9 protein-coding genes are annotated in these 16,545 nt (G+C 66.2%); 2 read left to right on the forward strand and 7 right to left on the reverse strand.

The genetic code is table 11. The features are described 5' to 3' along the window. Positions 1-75 precede the first annotated feature (75 nt). The 7 genes from LPA35_RS04990 to LPA35_RS05020 form a co-directional block, all read right to left on the reverse strand. Positions 76-2,409: a penicillin-binding protein 1A gene (locus LPA35_RS04990; RefSeq protein WP_228895471.1), complete on the reverse strand. Its 2,334-nt coding sequence runs from the start codon at positions 2,407-2,409 to the stop codon at positions 76-78. Between the two features lie 28 nt (positions 2,410-2,437). Next, positions 2,438-4,525 (reverse strand): NAD-dependent DNA ligase LigA, encoded by a 2,088-nt coding sequence (gene ligA, locus LPA35_RS04995; protein ID WP_228895473.1) that lies wholly within the window; start codon positions 4,523-4,525, stop codon positions 2,438-2,440. Further along, a complete protein-coding gene (locus LPA35_RS05000; RefSeq protein ID WP_228895475.1) occupies positions 4,518-4,985 on the reverse strand; it encodes a GNAT family N-acetyltransferase in 468 nt (155 codons plus the stop codon). Before LPA35_RS05000 ends, ligA begins: the two co-directional genes overlap by 8 nt. Before the next feature lie 8 nt (positions 4,986-4,993). Next, positions 4,994-6,112: a cell division protein FtsZ gene (locus LPA35_RS05005; RefSeq protein WP_218301148.1), complete on the reverse strand. Its 1,119-nt coding sequence runs from the start codon at positions 6,110-6,112 to the stop codon at positions 4,994-4,996. 22 nt (positions 6,113-6,134) lie between these two features. After that, complete coding sequence (gene smc, locus LPA35_RS05010) at positions 6,135-9,659, reverse strand: chromosome segregation protein SMC (RefSeq protein ID WP_228895477.1); 3,525 nt, start codon at positions 9,657-9,659, stop codon at positions 6,135-6,137. 289 nt (positions 9,660-9,948) lie between these two features. Then, entirely contained in the window at positions 9,949-13,131 is a 3,183-nt protein-coding gene (locus tag LPA35_RS05015) for an EAL domain-containing protein (RefSeq protein ID WP_228895478.1), read from the reverse strand. 255 nt (positions 13,132-13,386) lie between these two features. Further along, positions 13,387-14,844 carry a short-chain fatty acyl-CoA regulator family protein gene (locus LPA35_RS05020; protein WP_228895480.1) on the reverse strand — a complete coding sequence of 486 codons (1,458 nt, stop codon included), beginning with the start codon at positions 14,842-14,844 and terminating at the stop codon, positions 13,387-13,389. A 134-nt stretch (positions 14,845-14,978) separates the two neighbouring features. Between LPA35_RS05020 and LPA35_RS05025 the strand changes: the two genes are divergently transcribed. Further along, the gene (locus LPA35_RS05025) at positions 14,979-15,374 is read left to right on the forward strand and encodes an acyl-CoA thioesterase (RefSeq protein ID WP_228895482.1); all 396 of its coding nucleotides are present in this window, start codon (positions 14,979-14,981) and stop codon (positions 15,372-15,374) included. Continuing rightward, positions 15,371-16,528 carry a 2-methylcitrate synthase gene (gene prpC, locus LPA35_RS05030; protein WP_228895485.1) on the forward strand — a complete coding sequence of 386 codons (1,158 nt, stop codon included), beginning with the start codon at positions 15,371-15,373 and terminating at the stop codon, positions 16,526-16,528. The genes LPA35_RS05025 and prpC overlap by 4 nt, the downstream gene beginning before the upstream one ends. Positions 16,529-16,545 lie beyond the last annotated feature (17 nt).

The raw sequence follows: 16,545 nt of genomic DNA on the forward strand, positions 1-16,545 counted from the left end.
ACAACGTCAAAGTTGGCAGCGTTGTGCAACGCTTCGGTGGCTTGGGGTGCGCAGGCCCACCCCGCCGCTTCGCACCTACCCGCCCACCCGCTCCTCGGCTGGCACAGGCGGCCGGGACGAACCAGGAGGGTCCGTGGTGACCGGTGGCAGCCCATCACCGCTGGGCCGTGGCGGAGTGCCGGGCCAGGGGGCCGGTGCAGAGGGGGATTGCGCATCCCCTCCGAACAGGCCCCGGATCCATTCCCGCATCGCGCCCAGTGATCCATCCGCCGGTGGCGGGGGGGTCTCCACAAACTCGTCTACAAAGCGGTCATTCCCGTTGACCGCCCTGGTGCGAATGGCCTGCTGCATGAACTCGCCCACCATGGGCAACGCGCTGCGCGCCCCCTGCCCCCACGCATCGCTGCGCAGCGTGATGCGGCCGTCGTTGAAACCCGCCCAGGCACCCGCCACAACGCGCGCGTGCATCAGGATGAACCAGCCGTCGGTGTTGTCCTGCGTGGTGCCGGTCTTGCCCGCCACATCGGCCTGGATGCCATAGCGGGTGCGGATTGCGGTGGCCGTACCCCGGTCGATGGCGCCGCGCATGGTGTTGCGCAAGGTCTGCGCGGCGCGTGGCTCGAAAACCGTTTCAGGGGCAGACGGCGCAAAAGTCTCCAGCACCTTGCCGTGGCGGTCCTCGATGCGGGTGATCAGCACGGGCTCGACATAGCGGCCCAGATTGGCGATGGAGCTGTAGGCCGTTACCATTTCCTTCAGGGTGACCGGGCTGGTGCCGAGCGCCAAGGATGGCACTTCTTCCAGCGGCGACTGGCGCACCCCCAAGGCCCGGGCCACCTCGGCCACGCGGGCCGGGCCCACCTGCTGCATGACCTGTGCTGTGATGGTGTTCTTGGAAAACGCCAGGCCATCGGCCAGCGTCATGGGCTGGTCGCTGGGCGGGCCGCCATCGGTGGGGCGCCACACGCGGCCCCCACCCAGGGGGATTTCCACGGCCGTGTCCATCAGCGTATCGCTGGGTGATGCGCCGCTGGCAAACGCCGCGCCATACACAAAGGGCTTGAAGGTGGAACCTGGCTGGCGCCGCGCCGCCTGCACGTGGTCGAACGGGTCTTGCGCAAAGTCGCGGCTGCCCACCCAGGCCAGCACATGGCCGGTGACCGGGTCCTGCGCCAGAAACCCGGCCTGCACGCGCGTCTTCTCGGCGCGCAGTTTCTGCAGGAAGGCGGTGTCATCCAGCAGCGCCTGCAATGCATCTTCCGGGGTCTGGCCCTTGTCCATGGCGGTGCGGTATTCGGGGCTTTCGCGCACCAGCGTCTGCACCAGCTCGCTCTTCGGGCCCCAGCCATTGCGCTGGGACCAGGCGGTGTCGGCCACGCCCTGCAGCTGGCGCCCCTGGCGCGCCACGGCCTGGTTGGCAATGGCCTGCAGGCGCGAGTCGATGGTGGTGCGGATCACCAGGCCATCGGCATACAGGTTGTAGCCATGGCTGTCGGCCCACTCGATGAGCTGCTTGCGCAACTGCATCGCAAAGTGGGGCGCGGGGCCCATGACCTCGGTCTGACGCTCGAAATTGACGCGCAGCGGGCGTTTTTGCAGGGCCTCCAGCTGCTTTTCTTCGAGCTTGCCGCGCTTGACCATTTGCGACAGCACGGTGTTGCGCCGTGCCTGGGCACGCTCGGGGTTGAGCACGGGGTTGTAGTAGGCCGTGCCCTTGAGCATGCCGATCAGCGTGGCGCTTTCCAGCACGTTGAGCTTGTCGGCCGACTTGTCGAAATACGTGCGCGCGGCCATCTCGATACCGTAAGCGTTGTAGAGGAACGGCACGGTGTTGAGGTAAGTCTCTAGGATCTCGTCCTTGGTGTACGACGCCTCGATCTTGAGCGCGGTGATCGCCTCCTTGAGCTTGCGCGTGAGGGCCTGTGGGAACACGCGCGAGCGCCCGATCTCCTCCGGAAACAGGTTGCGTGCCAGCTGCTGCGTGATGGTGGAGCCACCCTGAGGGTCCCCGCGCAGCGTGTGCACCACCGACGATGCCGTGCGCCGCCAGTCCAGACCAAAGTGGTCGTAAAAACGGTGGTCTTCGGTGGCGATGAGGGCGTTCACCACGTTGGGCGATATCTGGCTCAGCTCCACCCATTCGCGGTTGGCCCAGCGGTATTCGGCCAGCAGCTTGCCGTCCACCGACATGAGCTGCGCGGGCAGCTCGCTTTTGGCCTTGCGGATGTCGCTGATGGAGGGGGTGAACGGGATCAGCACCAGCGTGTAGGCCAGCACGGCGGCAGGCACGGCCAGGGCTCCCCACATCAGCGCGCGGCGCAGCGGGCGGGGTATCCAGGCGAACAGGCCGGCCAGCCAGCGGAACAGGGCCGCCGCGCGGGCCTGAAAGGAAAGCAGCAATGTGCGCATCAAAAACTCAGAGAAAGGGGAGATTGCTTCAGGCGCCTGTGCCCGACAGCAGGGCCAGCATGCCGGCTTCGTCCAGCACGGGCACGCCAAGCTCTTCGGCCTTGGCCAATTTGCTGCCGGCCTCGGCGCCCGCCACCACATAGCTGGTCTTCTTGCTGACCGAACCGGCCACCTTGGCGCCAGCGGCTTCCAGCATGTCCTTGGCCGCGTCGCGGCTCAGGGTGGGCAAGGTGCCGGTCAGCACCACGGTTTTACCCGCCAGGATCTGCGGGGCACGCTCGGCCACCGGGCCTTCGGGCCAGGTCACGCCGCAGGCGCGCAGTTGCTCGACCACCTCCCGGTTGTGGGGCTGCTGGAAGAAGGTGTGCAGGCTCTGTGCCACCACGGGGCCCACGTCGTTCACCTCCAGCAACTGCTCCACGCTCGCATCCATGATGGCGTCCAGCGTGCCAAAGTGCCGAGCGAGGTCCTTGGCCGTAGCCTCGCCCACATGGCGCAGCCCCAGGCCGAACAGGAAGCGCGGCAAGGTGGTCTGCTTGGATTTTTCGAGCGCAGCCAGCACGTTCTGGGCCGACTTCTCGGCCATGCGCTCCAGCGCGATGAGCGACGTGAGGCCCAGCCGATACAGGTCGGGCAGCGTACGGATCACATTGGCGTCCACCAGCTGGTCCACGAGCTTGTCGCCCAGGCCTTCGATGTCCATGGCGCGGCGCGCGGCGAAGTGCAGGATGGCCTCCTTGCGCTGTGCGGCGCAGAACAGGCCACCCGTGCAGCGGTGGTTGGCTTCGCCCTTTTCGCGGACCACATCGCTACCGCACACGGGGCAAGCTGCGGGCATGCGGAAGTTGGGCACATACCCCGTGCGCTTGCCCGGCATCACGCCCACCACCTCGGGAATCACATCGCCCGCGCGGCGCACGATGACGGTGTCGCCCACGCGCACGCCCTTCTTGCGAATCTCGAACAGGTTGTGCAGCGTGGCATTGGTGACGGTGACACCGCCCACAAACACTGGCGCCAAGCGTGCGACCGGCGTGATCTTGCCGGTGCGGCCTACCTGTACGTCGATGCCTTCGATCTTGGTGGCCATCTCCTGGGCAGGGTACTTGTGCGCCACGGCCCAGCGCGGCTCGCGGGTCTTGAAGCCCAGGTCGCGCTGCAACTGCAGGGAATTGACCTTGTAGACCACACCGTCGATGTCGTACGGCAGCGCATCGCGGCTGGCTCCCATCTGTTGGTGAAATGCTACCAATTCAGTAGCACCTACCGCAATCTGCACCTGCGCTGCAACTGGAAAACCCCAGGACTTCAGCGTCTGCAGCATCTCGTAGTGCGTGCGGAACACCGGCCCGCCATCGCCGGGCGGCGTGATGGCGCCCAGGCCATAGGCAAAAAAGCTCAAGGGGCGCTGGGCGGTGATGCCGGAGTCGAGCTGGCGCACCGCACCCGCTGCGGCGTTGCGTGGGTTCACAAAGGTCTTGCCGCCCTGCTCCCGCTGGCGCTCGTTGAGAGCATCAAAGTCTGCGCGGCGCATGTAGACCTCGCCACGTACTTCGAGCAGCGGCGGTACACCGCCAGGCAGCGTGAGGGGTATCTGCCGGATCGTGCGGATGTTGTGCGTCACGTCCTCGCCAACCTCACCATCACCGCGCGTAGCGGCTTGCACCAGACGGCCGTTTTCGTAGCGCAGGCTCATGGCCAGGCCGTCGAACTTGGGCTCGGCCACGTATTCGATGGCAGGATCAGATTCCGACAGGCCCAGCTCGCGCCGCACGCGGGCATCAAACGCCTGGGCGCCGGTGGCCTCGGTGTCGGTTTCGGTGTGGATGCTGAGCATGGGCACCGCGTGGCGCACCGATGCCAAGCCCTCCATCACCGCGCCAATCACACGCTGCGTGGGCGAATCGGGGGTGATGAGGTCGGGGTGCGCGGCCTCCAGCGCCTGCAACTCGCGGAACACACGGTCGTATTCGGCATCGGGCACCGTGGGTTCGTCCAGCACGTAGTACTGGTGCGCCCAGTGGTTGAGCTGGTCGCGCAGTGCTTTGATTTTGATAGCTGGTTGCGCTTGATCTGCGGGCGCTGGAGCAGAAAAAAGATCAGATTGCTCAGTCATGGCGGACCGCCCTGGGGTTCTTCTGGACGAAGCCCAATTCCTGGTTGCCAACAAAGCCGGCAGATTCATAGAGTCGGTGCGCTTGCTCGCGCTGAGCACCCGAGAGAAGAAACACCTTGCAGCAATTCATTGTCCAAGCTGCATCCAGAGCGAACTCCAGAGCAGCAAGTGCCAGCCCCCGGCGACGAAAGCGCTCGCCCGTAACCACGTGCTCAATGACACCGATGGGCATTCCTGCACTCGCGAAATTGGGGATCGAAGCCAGCATGCAGGTGGCACCGACTTCGCCTTCGCAAAGCGCAACGACGAGGCGCGCCTGCGGAGACTGCAACACGACACGAAAATGCGTCAAGGACGCATCACTGTCCACCTCGGGGTCCTGAGGCCGCAGTTCTCTGTACAGAGCTTTGACGGCGCCGTGGTCAGCTTCGGTTGCCAGACGGACCTGCATTGCACTCATGCGCTGCACTAGCTGAAAAGTCGTCGCGCCAGCACCGACCCCGCCGACAGATCCCGTCCATCGAGCTGGTCATACAGCAGCTCCAGGTCCGCAGCAATCGGATCCATGGCCATCGCGGGCAGCGGCTGGCCGTTCTGGTCGCAGAGCACCCCATCCATTGCGTCGCACAGCGCGGCCCCTACGTCGCGCAGGCGCGCAAAGGGTTGTTCGGTACGGTGAACTTGCGCCACGTCCAGGCTCAGAGTGATGTCGCGGATGGCGGACTGGTCGGGGTCTTCGGCCAGCGCAGCCTGGGTGTCGTAGCCCAGCGTGAGCAGGGGCGGCAGGCCCTGTGCGCTGGCAGGCAGCACCAGGCGGCCGGGCATGGCTCCGGGCACAAAGCCCAGGCGGGCGGCGTTCTGCTGCACGTAGCCGGGGCTCCAGGCGGCCTGGCGGGCGCGCAGCATGAACATGAGCTGGGCGTCGTGGTCGCTGGCGAACTGGTCCAGCTCGCGGGCGCGGGCCACTTCCTGCAGCATGTCGGGGAAGTCGGGGGCGGCATTGATAGCGTCGGCAAACGCCTGGGCCTTGACGACGAACTCGGAAAACTCGATCTCGTTGAGCGCGCCCATGCGGTTGGCCAGCTGCACACCGGCTTGGAAGCTCTGGTAGCGCTGGCCCGGTGCAGGGGTTTCCCACTGCTGGTTCGCTTCGTTGAGGCCTTCGATGGCAAACGGTTTGCTGCCTGCGCGGCGGGTCGGCGGCAGCGCGGCCAGGGCAGCATCGCCCGACACCACATGCTCGGGCTGCAGCGATGCAATGACATCGATGAGCGGATCGAGCCCGGGGCGACGCTCCAGCGAAAACGGTGGCACGGGCAGCTGCAGGGCCTCATCGGCATCGACCGCATGCTCCGAGGGATCGGGGCCCCGGTCGAGGCCGTGAAACTCACCCGGCGGTACGGCCACGGCAGCCCCCGCATCGAAGCCGGGCTCCTGGCGCTGGACCGGCTCACCGGCGGGATCCACGGGCTCTTGCGGCAGCGCGCGCTTGGGCGCATTGCGGCGCGAGGTCCAGGTGTTGTAGGCCACGATGAGGGCCAGCACCAGACCGCCGATGATGGCCAGACTCAGTTGCAATGTGCTCATGGGTTCAGAGAATTTGAGTTTTTCAGGCGTCGGCCATCGAAAGCGCGGACTCCATGTCCACCGCCACGATGCGCGACACGCCCTGCTCCTGCATGGTGACGCCGATCAGTTGCTCGGCCATTTCCATCGCGATCTTGTTGTGGCTGATGAACAAAAACTGCGTGCCCTTGCTCATGCTGGACACGAGCTTGGCATAACGCTCGGTGTTGGCGTCGTCCAGCGGCGCGTCCACCTCGTCCAGCAGGCAGAACGGCGCGGGGTTGAGCTGGAAGATGGCAAACACCAGCGCGATGGCCGTGAGGGCCTTTTCGCCCCCCGACAGCAGGTGAATGGTCTGGTTCTTCTTGCCGGGTGGCTGGGCCATCACCTGCACGCCGGAATCGAGGATTTCGTCGCCCGTGATGATGAGCTTGGCCTGGCCGCCGCCAAACAGCTCGGGGAACATGCGCCCGAAGTGGCCGTTGACCGTATCGAAAGTGCCTGAGAGCAGCTGGCGTGTTTCGCCATCGATCTTGCGGATCGCGTCTTCCAGCGTGTTCATGGCCTCGGTCAGGTCGGCGGTTTGCGCATCGAGGAAGATCTTGCGTTCGCTGGCCAGCTTCAGTTCGTCCAGCGCTGCCAGGTTCACGGCGCCCAGGGCGGCGATCTCGCGGTGCAGGCGGTCGATTTCGCTTTGCAGGCCACCCACGCGCACATTGCCTTCGGTGATCGACTGGGCCACGGCTTCGAGGTCGGCCTGGGCGTCGGTCAGCAAGGTGGTGTACTGCTCCAGGCCCAGGCGCGCGGCCTGCTCCTTGAGCTGGAATTCGGTGATTCGCGCGCGCAGCGGGTCGAGCGCACGTTCGAGCTGCATGCGGCGTTCATCGCTGGCGCGCAGCTTGGTCGTCAGATCGTCGTATTCGCTGCGCTGGGCACCAAGGGCCTTTTCGCGCTCCATCTTCACTTCCAGCGCGGCCTGCAGGCCGCCTTGCGCAGCGGCATCCGACAGGCGGGCAAGCTCATCGCGCGCGCGCTGCTCTTCGTCGGCCAAGGCCTTGGCCTGCTGGGTGGCAGTTTCGATGGAGCGGTTGAGTTCGGCGCGGCGCGCCTCCAGGCTGCGTTGCGAAAACGTGGCCTCTTGCGCTTGGCGCTCCAGCGTGCGCTGCTGCTCGCGGCAAGCGGTGAGCTTGCGCTCGGCTTCGATGACCTTGTCGCCCAGCTGGGCCTCGCGCTCCTGGCTGTCGGCCAGCTGCATGTCCAGTTCTTCAAAGCGTGCCTCGGCAGCCACGCGGCGCTCCTGCAGGTCGGCCAGCTGGGCTTCCACCTCGGCCAGATCGCCGTCGATTTGCTGGCTGCGTGCGCGGGTCTGTTCGGCCAGCTGCGTGAGGCGCAGGGTTTCGACTTGCAGCTCGTGGGCACGACTTTGTGTTTCGGTGGCTTCGCGGCGTGCGGCCACGAGGCGCTGGGAAGCATCGGCATACGCAGCCTCTGCGCGGACCAGGGCCGTGCGCGATTCTTCGGCGATCAGGGCCTGCGCGCGCAGTTCTTTTTCGAGGTGCTCTATTTCCTGCGCGCGGGCCAGCATGCCGGACTGCTCGGAGTCCTGCGCATAGAAGCTCACGCTGTGCGCGCTGACAGCATGGCCCGTGGGCACAAACACCACTTCGCCGGGTTGCAGCGTGCTGCGGCGGGCCAAAGCGTCGTCCAGCGTGGGAGCGGTGTAGCACCCCTGCAGCCAGTCCACCAACACGGCACGCAGGCCCGCATCGTTCAGGCGCAGCAGGTCCGACAGGCGGGCGTGGGGGGACGATGTTTCGGGGTGGCCCGCAGCGGGGGCGCTGTAGAAAGCCAGGCGTGCGGGCGGCGCATCGTTACCGCCGGAGCCCAGGAAGCCGCGCACCATGTCCAGGCGCCCTACTTCCAGGGCAGCCAGGCGTTCGCGCAATGCAGCTTCCAGCGCGTTTTCCCAGCCGGGCTCGATGTGGATGCGGCTCCACAGGCCTTGCAGGCCGTCGAGCCCATGTTTGGCAAGCCAGGGACGCAGCTTGCCGTCGGTCTTGACCTTTTCCTGCAGCGCCTTCAGGGCCTCCATGCGGGCCGACAGGTCGGCCTGGCGAGCGCTTTCGGTGTTGACGGCCTGCTGGCGCGCGCGGCGGTCGTCGTCGAGCTGGGGTACGGACTCCTGCAGCTCGTGCAGGCGGGCTTCGGTCGTTTCTGCGATCTCTTGCGCTTCTTCGAGCTGCTCGCGCAGGTTGGTCAGGCGGGCTTCGTCGGGCGCGGCCAGCGCGTTGCGGTCGGTGCGCAGGCGCTCAAAGCGGGCGTCGAGCTGGCGGCTTTGTTCGTCAAAGCTGCGCTGCTCGGCAGCGAGCACGCCAATCTGCTGTTGGACCTGCACCACGGCAGTCCGTTGCTCGGCCGTGCGGCTTTGCGCCAGGCGCAGGGCCTCTTCCAGGTCGGGCAGCTGCATGGCCTGTTCTTCGACCTGGGCGGCCAGCATCTCGGCGCGTTCTTCGGCGTCCACACCGGCACCGGCCAGGTTTTCGAGCTCCACGTCGGCCTCTTCCTTGCGGGCCTGCCATTGGGCGATCTGCTCTGCCAGCGTGACCAGGCGCTGCTCCACGCGCTGGCGGCCTTCTATCACGTAGCGGATCTCGGCTTCAAGCTTGCCGACTTCGGCCGTGGCTTCATAAAGCTTGCCCTGGGCCTGGTTCACCTGGTCGCCAGCGGCGTAGTGGGCCTGGCGGATGGTTTCGAGGTCAGACTCCACCGCGCGCAGATCGGCCATGCGCGATTCCAGGTCGTTCACGGCTTGCAGGCCGTCCAGGCGCACCTTGTTCTGCTGCTCCTCAGCCTCGGCCCGCTTCAAAAACCACAGCTGGTGCTGCTTGAGCGTAGCGTCGGCCTGCAGGGTGTTGTACTTGGCGGCCACCTCGGCCTGTTTTTCGAGCTTTTCGAGGTTGGCATTCAGCTCGCGCAGGATGTCTTCGACCCGCGTGAGGTTCTCGCGCGTGTCCGACAGGCGGTTTTCGGTCTCGCGGCGGCGCTCCTTGTATTTGGAGACGCCCGCAGCCTCTTCGAGGAACAGGCGCAACTCCTCAGGGCGGCTTTCGATGATGCGGCTGATGGTGCCCTGGCCGATGATGGCGTAGGCGCGGGGCCCGAGGCCGGTGCCCAGGAACACGTCCTGCACGTCGCGGCGGCGCACGGGCTGGTTGTTGAGGTAGTAGCTGCTGGTGCCGTCGCGCGTGAGCACGCGGCGCACGGCCACTTCGCCGTACTGGCCCCACTGGCCGCCTGCACGGTGGTCGGAGTTGTCGAACACCAGCTCCACACTCGCGCGGCTGGCCTGTTTGCGGGTGGTGGTACCGCTGAAGATCACGTCCTGCATGGACTCGCCACGCAGCTCGCTGGCCTTGCTCTCGCCCAGCACCCAGCGCACCGCATCCATGATGTTGGACTTGCCGCAGCCGTTCGGGCCCACCACGCCGACCAGTTGCCCGGGCAGCATGAAGTTGGTGGGTTCAGCGAACGACTTGAAACCGGAAAGCTTGATCGAGGTGAGACGCACGGGTCAGGGGGCGGGCAAAAAGAGGAAGAAGGCTGGGGTGCAAAAAGTGGCGCCAGACGGACGTTCCGGGCCGGAACACGCAGGCCGCAGCAAGGGCGGAATGATACCGCGCCGCCCGATGACCACGGGCCCTTGGCAGCATGCCCAGACCCTAGAGCCAGGGCGCGGCAGAAACATTTGGAAAAAACAGGCCCTACCGCTTATCCAGCAACGCTTTAATGCTATCAATATTGATGTTCCGCTGCAGTGCCAGCAAGGCCCCGGGCCGGATGGGGGCAGCGCTCCCGGGTTACGCGCCGTGTGCGTCGTGTGCGTCCTGCGGGTCCTGCGCATCCACCCCATTGGTTTTGCGCACCAGCGCCTCGAACTCCGCCACCGGCACGGGTGGGCTGAAAAGATAGCCCTGCCAGGCGTGGCAGTGGTGGCGCTCCAGAAACTCGCGCTGGGCCTCGGTTTCCACCCCTTCGGCGATCACGCGCAGGCCCAGGCTGGTGCCCAGGGCCACCACGGTGCGGGCGATGGCGGCGTCGTTGGGGTCGGTGAGCACGTCGCGCACAAAACTTTGGTCGATCTTGAGCTGGTCCAGCGGCAGGCGCTTGAGGTAGGCCAGCGACGAGTACCCGGTACCAAAGTCGTCCAGCGAGAAGCCCACACCATAGCCCTTGAGCTGGCCCATCTTCTCGATCGTGTCTTCCACGTCCTGCAGCAGCAGGCCTTCGGTCAGTTCCAGCTTGAGCTGCGGCCCCTGCGCGCCTGAGCTGGCCAGTGCTGCCAGCACCTGGGCCACAAAACCGGCCTGGTGGAACTGGCGCGGGCTCACGTTCACGGCCAGCCCCAAACCCGCCAGGTCGGCGTGCCGCGCCCAGCGGGCCAGTTGCGCGCAGGCCGCCTGGAGCACCCATTCACCCAGCGGAAGGATGAGGCCGGTCTCTTCCGCCAGCGGAATGAAATGCGCAGGCGAGACAAAGCCGTCGCGGGGATGGCGCCAGCGCAGCAGCGCCTCGGCCCCCGTGATGCGGCCCCGGTCGATCTGCGGCTGGTAGTACAGCTCGAACTGGCCCTGCGCCAGGCCGATGCGCATGTCCAGCTCCAGCGCGGCGCGCGCGCTGACAGCAGCCTGCATCTGGGGGTCGTAAAAGCGCAGGGTGTCGCGACCCGCATTTTTGGCCTGGTAGAGCGCCAGGTCGGCCCGTTTAAGCAGTTCGTCGACCGTCTCGCGCATGCCGCTGAAAATGGTGACCCCCATGCTCAGCGAGCTGTGGTGCGCCGCGCCGTTGAGCACGTAGGGCTCGCGCAGGGCGGTCAGGATGCGCTGACCCACCTCTTCGCTGCGGGCCGCAGCCTCCTCGGGGTTGTCGCCCAGGTCTTCCAGCACCACCACAAACTCGTCGCCCCCCTGGCGGGCCACGGTGTCGTCCTCGTGCACGCAATTGCGCAGCCGGTGGGCCACCTGCTGCAGCAGGTTGTCGCCGCTGTCGTGGCCCCGGGTTTCGTTCAGTGTCTTGAAATTGTCCAGATCCAGCAGCAGCAAGGCGCCGCTGCGCTGGTGGCGGGCACTGGTGGCCAACGCCTGCTGCAACCGGTCCATGAGCAGGCGGCGGTTGGGCAAGCGGGTGAGCGGGTCGTAGTAGGCCAGGTTGTTGATCTCTTCCTCGGCCGCCTTGCGCTGACTCAGGTCCTGCATGGTGACAAGGTGCCCGCCCTCCACCACCACCCCCGACACCTCGACGGGCCGCCGTGTGCCATCGGCACAGCGAATGGTGTATTCGCGGGCGGGTATCACCCCGTCGCCCGCCACGGCCTGCTTTGCGGCCTGGCGCCAGGCATCGTGGACAGCGGTGCGTTCAGATTCGTCGGGGTAAGCGCGCTGCCACCAGGTTTCCACGTCCGGTACGTCTTGCGCCGTGTAGCCGCAGATCTGCACGTAGCGGTCGTTGCGAAAACTGATGCGGCCGTCGGTCTGGACCAGGCACAGCCCCATGGGCAGGCGTTCCAGGATGCCGCGCAGCCGGTGCTCGTTGCTGCGCAGGGTGTCTTCCATGCGCTTGCGCGCGGTAATGTCCTGCACCACCGCGATGTGGTGGTCAGGCCGGGCCCCGGGCACCCACATGGGCGACACCGTGAGGTCCACCCACACGATGTGCCCGCTCTTGTGGAGGTAGCGCTTCTCCAGCCGGTACTCGGGCACTTCGCCTTTCTTGAGGCGTTCCAGGTGCTGCGTGTCGGCCTCCAGGTCGTCAGGATGGATGAGGGCCTGGACATGGAGCGCAGCCATCTCGTCAGGGCTGTAGCCCACGATGTCGCAATAGCGCTGGTTGGCGCGCAGAAATCGGCCGGTGGTGGTGTCCAGCAGCGCCACGCCCACGCTGGCCTGGTTGAACAAAGCATGAAACCGCTCTTCGCTTTCGCGCCGGGCATCTTCGGACACCTGGGCCCGTGCGAGGGCCAGCGTGCGCTGGCGCACCAGCAGGCCCACGGTAGACGCGAGCAGCATGGAGACCAGCGCACCGCCCAGCCCCACCAGCACAGGCAGCCGCGCCTCGGAGGGCGACAGGAACGAGCGCGCCGGGTAGAAGGTCAGTCGCCAGCGCCGGTCATGCACCTGCAGGTCGCGCACAAACGGCTGCGCGCCCGGCAATGCCGCCGATGACTGTGCCAGCAAGGGCCGCACCGTGGAGTCGGCAGAGCCTGCCCGCACCGAACCATGGTCGGCCATGGACACGACGATCCCGTTGAGCAGGCCCTGGCTGCCCAGCGCCTGCACCAGGTCATACACCCGGATGGTGGATGCCACGGCCCCCAGAAAACGAGGCTCCGGCGTGCCCGCCGTGTAGTCGAAAACCGGCACGCGGATCACGAATCCCTGGCGGTGTGTTTCTTCCTGCAGCAAATCAAACGGGGCAGAGACCACGGTGTGGCCGCTGTCCCGGCTGTACTGCATGGCGGCCAGGTTGGTGGGCTGGCTGCTGATGTCAAAGCCCAGCACACCTTCGTTGCCTGCCATGGGCCACAGGTATTCGGCCACAAAGTATTCCGCCCGTTCGCCCGGCGGCCGGATGGTGAAGTTGGGGTAGCCCTGGGAGGTCAGCGAAGTGTCGGCACGCACGCGGGCTTCGTAGGCGGCCCGCTCGGCGCCAGGCACCCAGCGGGTGAAGGACAGGTTGCGCACACCGGGGTAGCGCTGGCCCACCTCCAGGTCGCTGGCCGCGCGCTCAAACTCCAGGCGCGTGAGGTGGGGATTCGCCGTGAACAGGCCGCGCAGGCCGTTGACGACTTCGGTATGCCCTTCGATGCGCTGGCTCAGCGCATCGGCAAACCCGCGCGCCTCCTGCATGAATCGCGCACGCCCGACCTGGGCCACAGAGTCGGCCTGCTGCCAGGCCAGCCAAAGGCTTACCGTCACGCCGAGCACAGCCACGCCCAACCCGGCCATCCAGTGCCGGTATCGACCGTTTTGCGTCAGTGGGGCCATGGCGTGGGGCGGGTGGTCGTTGGCATTCGGTATCAGAGCAGAGCCTGGACAAAGGTACCTGCGTTATGGGCATGTGCCATGGCAGCCGCACCAAGGATTCGGGCAAAGCGCAGGATAGCGGCAATCTGCCATCCGTTGGAGCAAGCGGTGGCACAACAACTGGTTACCAATCAGTTATTTGGTAGAAAGTGCCGTCAGCGCAACACCCTCATGCGTCGACAGCTATGAATTGATGAGCGGTTTTCATAACCCAGGTCAAGAGAGTGTCTGCCCCGGGCGGCCCGCCACCGGGTACGGCGCAAAGCGGCTTCGATTCTCGTTCACATCCAGCGCGCGCCCTATGGGGGGAAACGCCCGCTGCGGGCAGGCGTCGCGCTCACACACCTTGCAGCCCATGCCGATCGGCACGGCGGCCTCGGGGTTGGCGAGGTCCAGCCCACGGGAATACACCAGTTGCGGCGCATGGCGGATGTCACAACCCAGGGCTACGGAGAACTCCTTGCCGGGCACACCCCAGCCGCCGCCGCTGCGCGACACCACGCGCGCCACCCACAGGTAGGCGCGACCATCGGGCATGCGTGCCACCTGCGGCACGATGCGGCCCGGCTGTGCGAAGGCCTCGTACACATTCCACAGCGGGCAGGTGCCGCCGATCTTGCTGAAGTGAAAGTGTGTGGCCGACTGCCGCTTGCTGATGTTGCCCGCGCGGTCCACGCGGATGAAGAAGAACGGCACGCCGCGCGCGCTGGGCCGCTGCAAGGTGGACAGGCGGTGGCACACCGTCTCGAAACCCACGCCAAACTGGTGGCCGAGCCGGTCGATGTCGTAGTGCGCCGCCTCGGCCGCCCGCAAGAAGGCTGTGTAGGGCAGCACCAGCGCCCCCGCAAAGTAGTTGGCCAGACCGATGCGCGCCAGCGCCCGGGCCTGGTCGCTGGACAGCCCGGCGCTGTCGGCCAAGCGCTGCAGCTCCGCGCCCTGCTCCAGAAACGCCAGCTGCGTCGCCATCTGAAACGCGCGCTGCCCGCGCTCCAACCCCGCCGCCAGCTGCAGCAGCCCGGCCTCGGCCTGGAACACGCGCTGCGCCTGGCCAGGCAAGTCGGCCACATCCACCACGCGCACCCCGTGGGCCACGAGCAGGCGTTGGGCCAGCGCCTCATCGGCCCGGCCGGGCAGCAGGCCCCAGTCGGCGGCACATCGCTCGGCCGCGTCGTCCAGCTCGGCAATGTGGTTCTGGCGCGCAAAGAAGAAGTCGCGTACTTCTTCATAGGCCATGGGTGGGTGCGGGGCCAACACGCCCTCGCCGCTGCGGTCGTTGCCCAGGGCCGCCAGCCGCTCCAGGGCCTGCCGGTGCCGCTGGTGGAGCGCCAGTAGTGTGCGCGCGACGGCAGGCATACCTGCGGCCAGCTCGCGGATCTCGGCCAGCGAGACGGCATCGCCCGCGCCCTCCCCGCCCACACCCGCAGGCAGGTCAGCCAGCACCTCTCGAAGGCCGGTGATCAGACGCGCCTCGTCGTCGTCAGAAAACCGCTGCACATCCACACCGAACACGGCGTTGATCTTGAGCAGAACGGGCACCGTGAGCGGGCGCTGGTTCTGCTCCAGCTGGTTGAGGTAGCTGGCCGACAGGTCCAGCGCCCGGGCCAGCGCCACCTGGGTCATGCCGCGCTCTTCGCGCAGGCGGCGCAAGCGCACACCCATGAAGGTTTTTTTCATTCCATCTTTCTCAGTGGTTCTTGGTAGCACCTTCAGCGTCATTCGCAATATTTGCAAATCGACGGTTTTGCTTTCGCAATCATTCGCCAATTCAGGACTTACAGAGGAATGCCATTGTGCGTAAATTGCGAAGCATGACAACCCACACCGGCACCGTCGAGCTGACGGAAATCGTGTTCCCCGCCGAAGCCAACCACTACGGCACGCTGTTTGGCGGCAACGCCCTGCAGCTCATGGCCAAGGCGGCGTTTCTGGCGGCACGCGGTGCCGCACAGCGCGACGTGGTGATGGCGGGGGTGACCGACGTGCGTTTTCTGGCCCCCGTGCCCGTGGGCCATGTGCTCACGCTGCGCGCCTGGGTCACCCGCGTCGGCAGCAGCTCGCTCACCGTCTGCGTGACCGGTCTAGCCGCCACGCTGGGCTCGCCACCGGAAGAGGTGCTGAAGGGAATTTTTGAAATGGTGGCGGTGGATGGCAAAGGCCGCCCCGCTGCCATCACCAACACATATGTAAACCGGGAGACCGCATGACTACCACCGTTGAAACCCCGGGCTTCAAGCCCAAGAAATCCGTGGCCCTGTCGGGCGTAACGGCGGGCAACACCGCCCTGTGCACCGTGGGCCGCACGGGCAACGACCTGCACTACCGGGGCTACGACATCCTGGACATTGCCGAGGTCTGCGAGTTTGAAGAGATTGCCCACCTGCTGGTGCACGGCAAGCTGCCCACGCGCGCCGAACTCAAGGCTTACAAGGCCAAGCTCAAGGCCCTGCGTGGCCTGCCTATGAGTGTGAGGCAGGCACTGGAACAACTGCCCGCCGCCAGCCACCCCATGGATGTGATGCGCACGGGCGTGTCGGCCCTGGGCTGCGCGCTGCCTGAAAAGGACGACCACAACCTGCCGGGCGCGCGCGACATTGCCGACCGACTCATGGCATCACTCGGTTCCATGCTGCTGTACTGGTACCACTGGGCCAGCTCGGGCCGCCGTATCGAGGTGGAGACCGACGACGACTCCATTGGCGCGCACTTCCTGCACCTGCTGCACGGCTCCAAACCCAGCGCGGACTGGGAGCGCGCCATGCACACGTCGCTCAACCTGTATGCCGAGCATGAGTTCAATGCATCCACCTTCACCGCACGCGTGGTGGCAGGCACGGGCAGCGACGTGTATTCGGCCATCACCGGCGCCATTGGCGCGCTGCGGGGCCCGAAGCATGGCGGTGCGAACGAGGTGGCTTTTGAGATCCAGAAACGCTACGACAGCCCCGACGAGGCCGAGGCCGACATCCGCCGCCGCGTGGAGGCCAAGGAGGTGGTCATTGGTTTTGGTCACCCGGTCTACACCGTGAGCGACCCGCGCAATGTGGTCATCAAAGGCGTTGCGCACAACTTGTCGCAAGAGGCTGGCAGCACCAAGATGTATGACATTGCCGAGCGGCTGGAGACCGTGATGTGGGAGGTGAAAAAGATGTTCCCCAACCTCGACTGGTTCAGCGCCGTGAGCTACCACATGATGGGTGTTCCCACCGCCATGTTCACTCCGCTGTTCGTCATCGCACGCACCAGCGGCTGGGCGGCGCACATCATAGAGCAGCGGCAGGACAACAAGATCATCCGGCCGAGTGCGAACTACACCGGGCCGGAAGACCTGGCGTTCGTACCAATCCAGGACCGCAAATAAAAATCAAGACGACCCAG

Origin of the sequence: Acidovorax sp. Leaf73 (genome assembly GCF_916855635.1) — a bacterium.
Lineage (GTDB): Bacteria > Pseudomonadota > Gammaproteobacteria > Burkholderiales > Burkholderiaceae_C > Acidovorax > Acidovorax facilis.

Bases quoted from the DNA above. Each gene is read 5' to 3' on its own strand.
- LPA35_RS04990 (WP_228895471.1), bottom strand. From the start codon at position 2,409: ATGCGCACATTGCTGCTTTCCTTTCAGGCCCGCGCGGCGGCCCTGTTC.
- ligA (WP_228895473.1), bottom strand. From the start codon at position 4,525: ATGACTGAGCAATCTGATCTTTTTTCTGCTCCAGCGCCCGCAGATCAA.
- LPA35_RS05000 (WP_228895475.1), bottom strand. From the start codon at position 4,985: ATGAGTGCAATGCAGGTCCGTCTGGCAACCGAAGCTGACCACGGCGCC.
- LPA35_RS05005 (WP_218301148.1), bottom strand. From the start codon at position 6,112: ATGAGCACATTGCAACTGAGTCTGGCCATCATCGGCGGTCTGGTGCTG.
- LPA35_RS05015 (WP_228895478.1), bottom strand. From the start codon at position 13,131: ATGGCCCCACTGACGCAAAACGGTCGATACCGGCACTGGATGGCCGGG.
- LPA35_RS05020 (WP_228895480.1), bottom strand. From the start codon at position 14,844: ATGAAAAAAACCTTCATGGGTGTGCGCTTGCGCCGCCTGCGCGAAGAG.
- LPA35_RS05025 (WP_228895482.1), top strand. From the start codon at position 14,979: ATGACAACCCACACCGGCACCGTCGAGCTGACGGAAATCGTGTTCCCC.
- prpC (WP_228895485.1), top strand. From the start codon at position 15,371: ATGACTACCACCGTTGAAACCCCGGGCTTCAAGCCCAAGAAATCCGTG.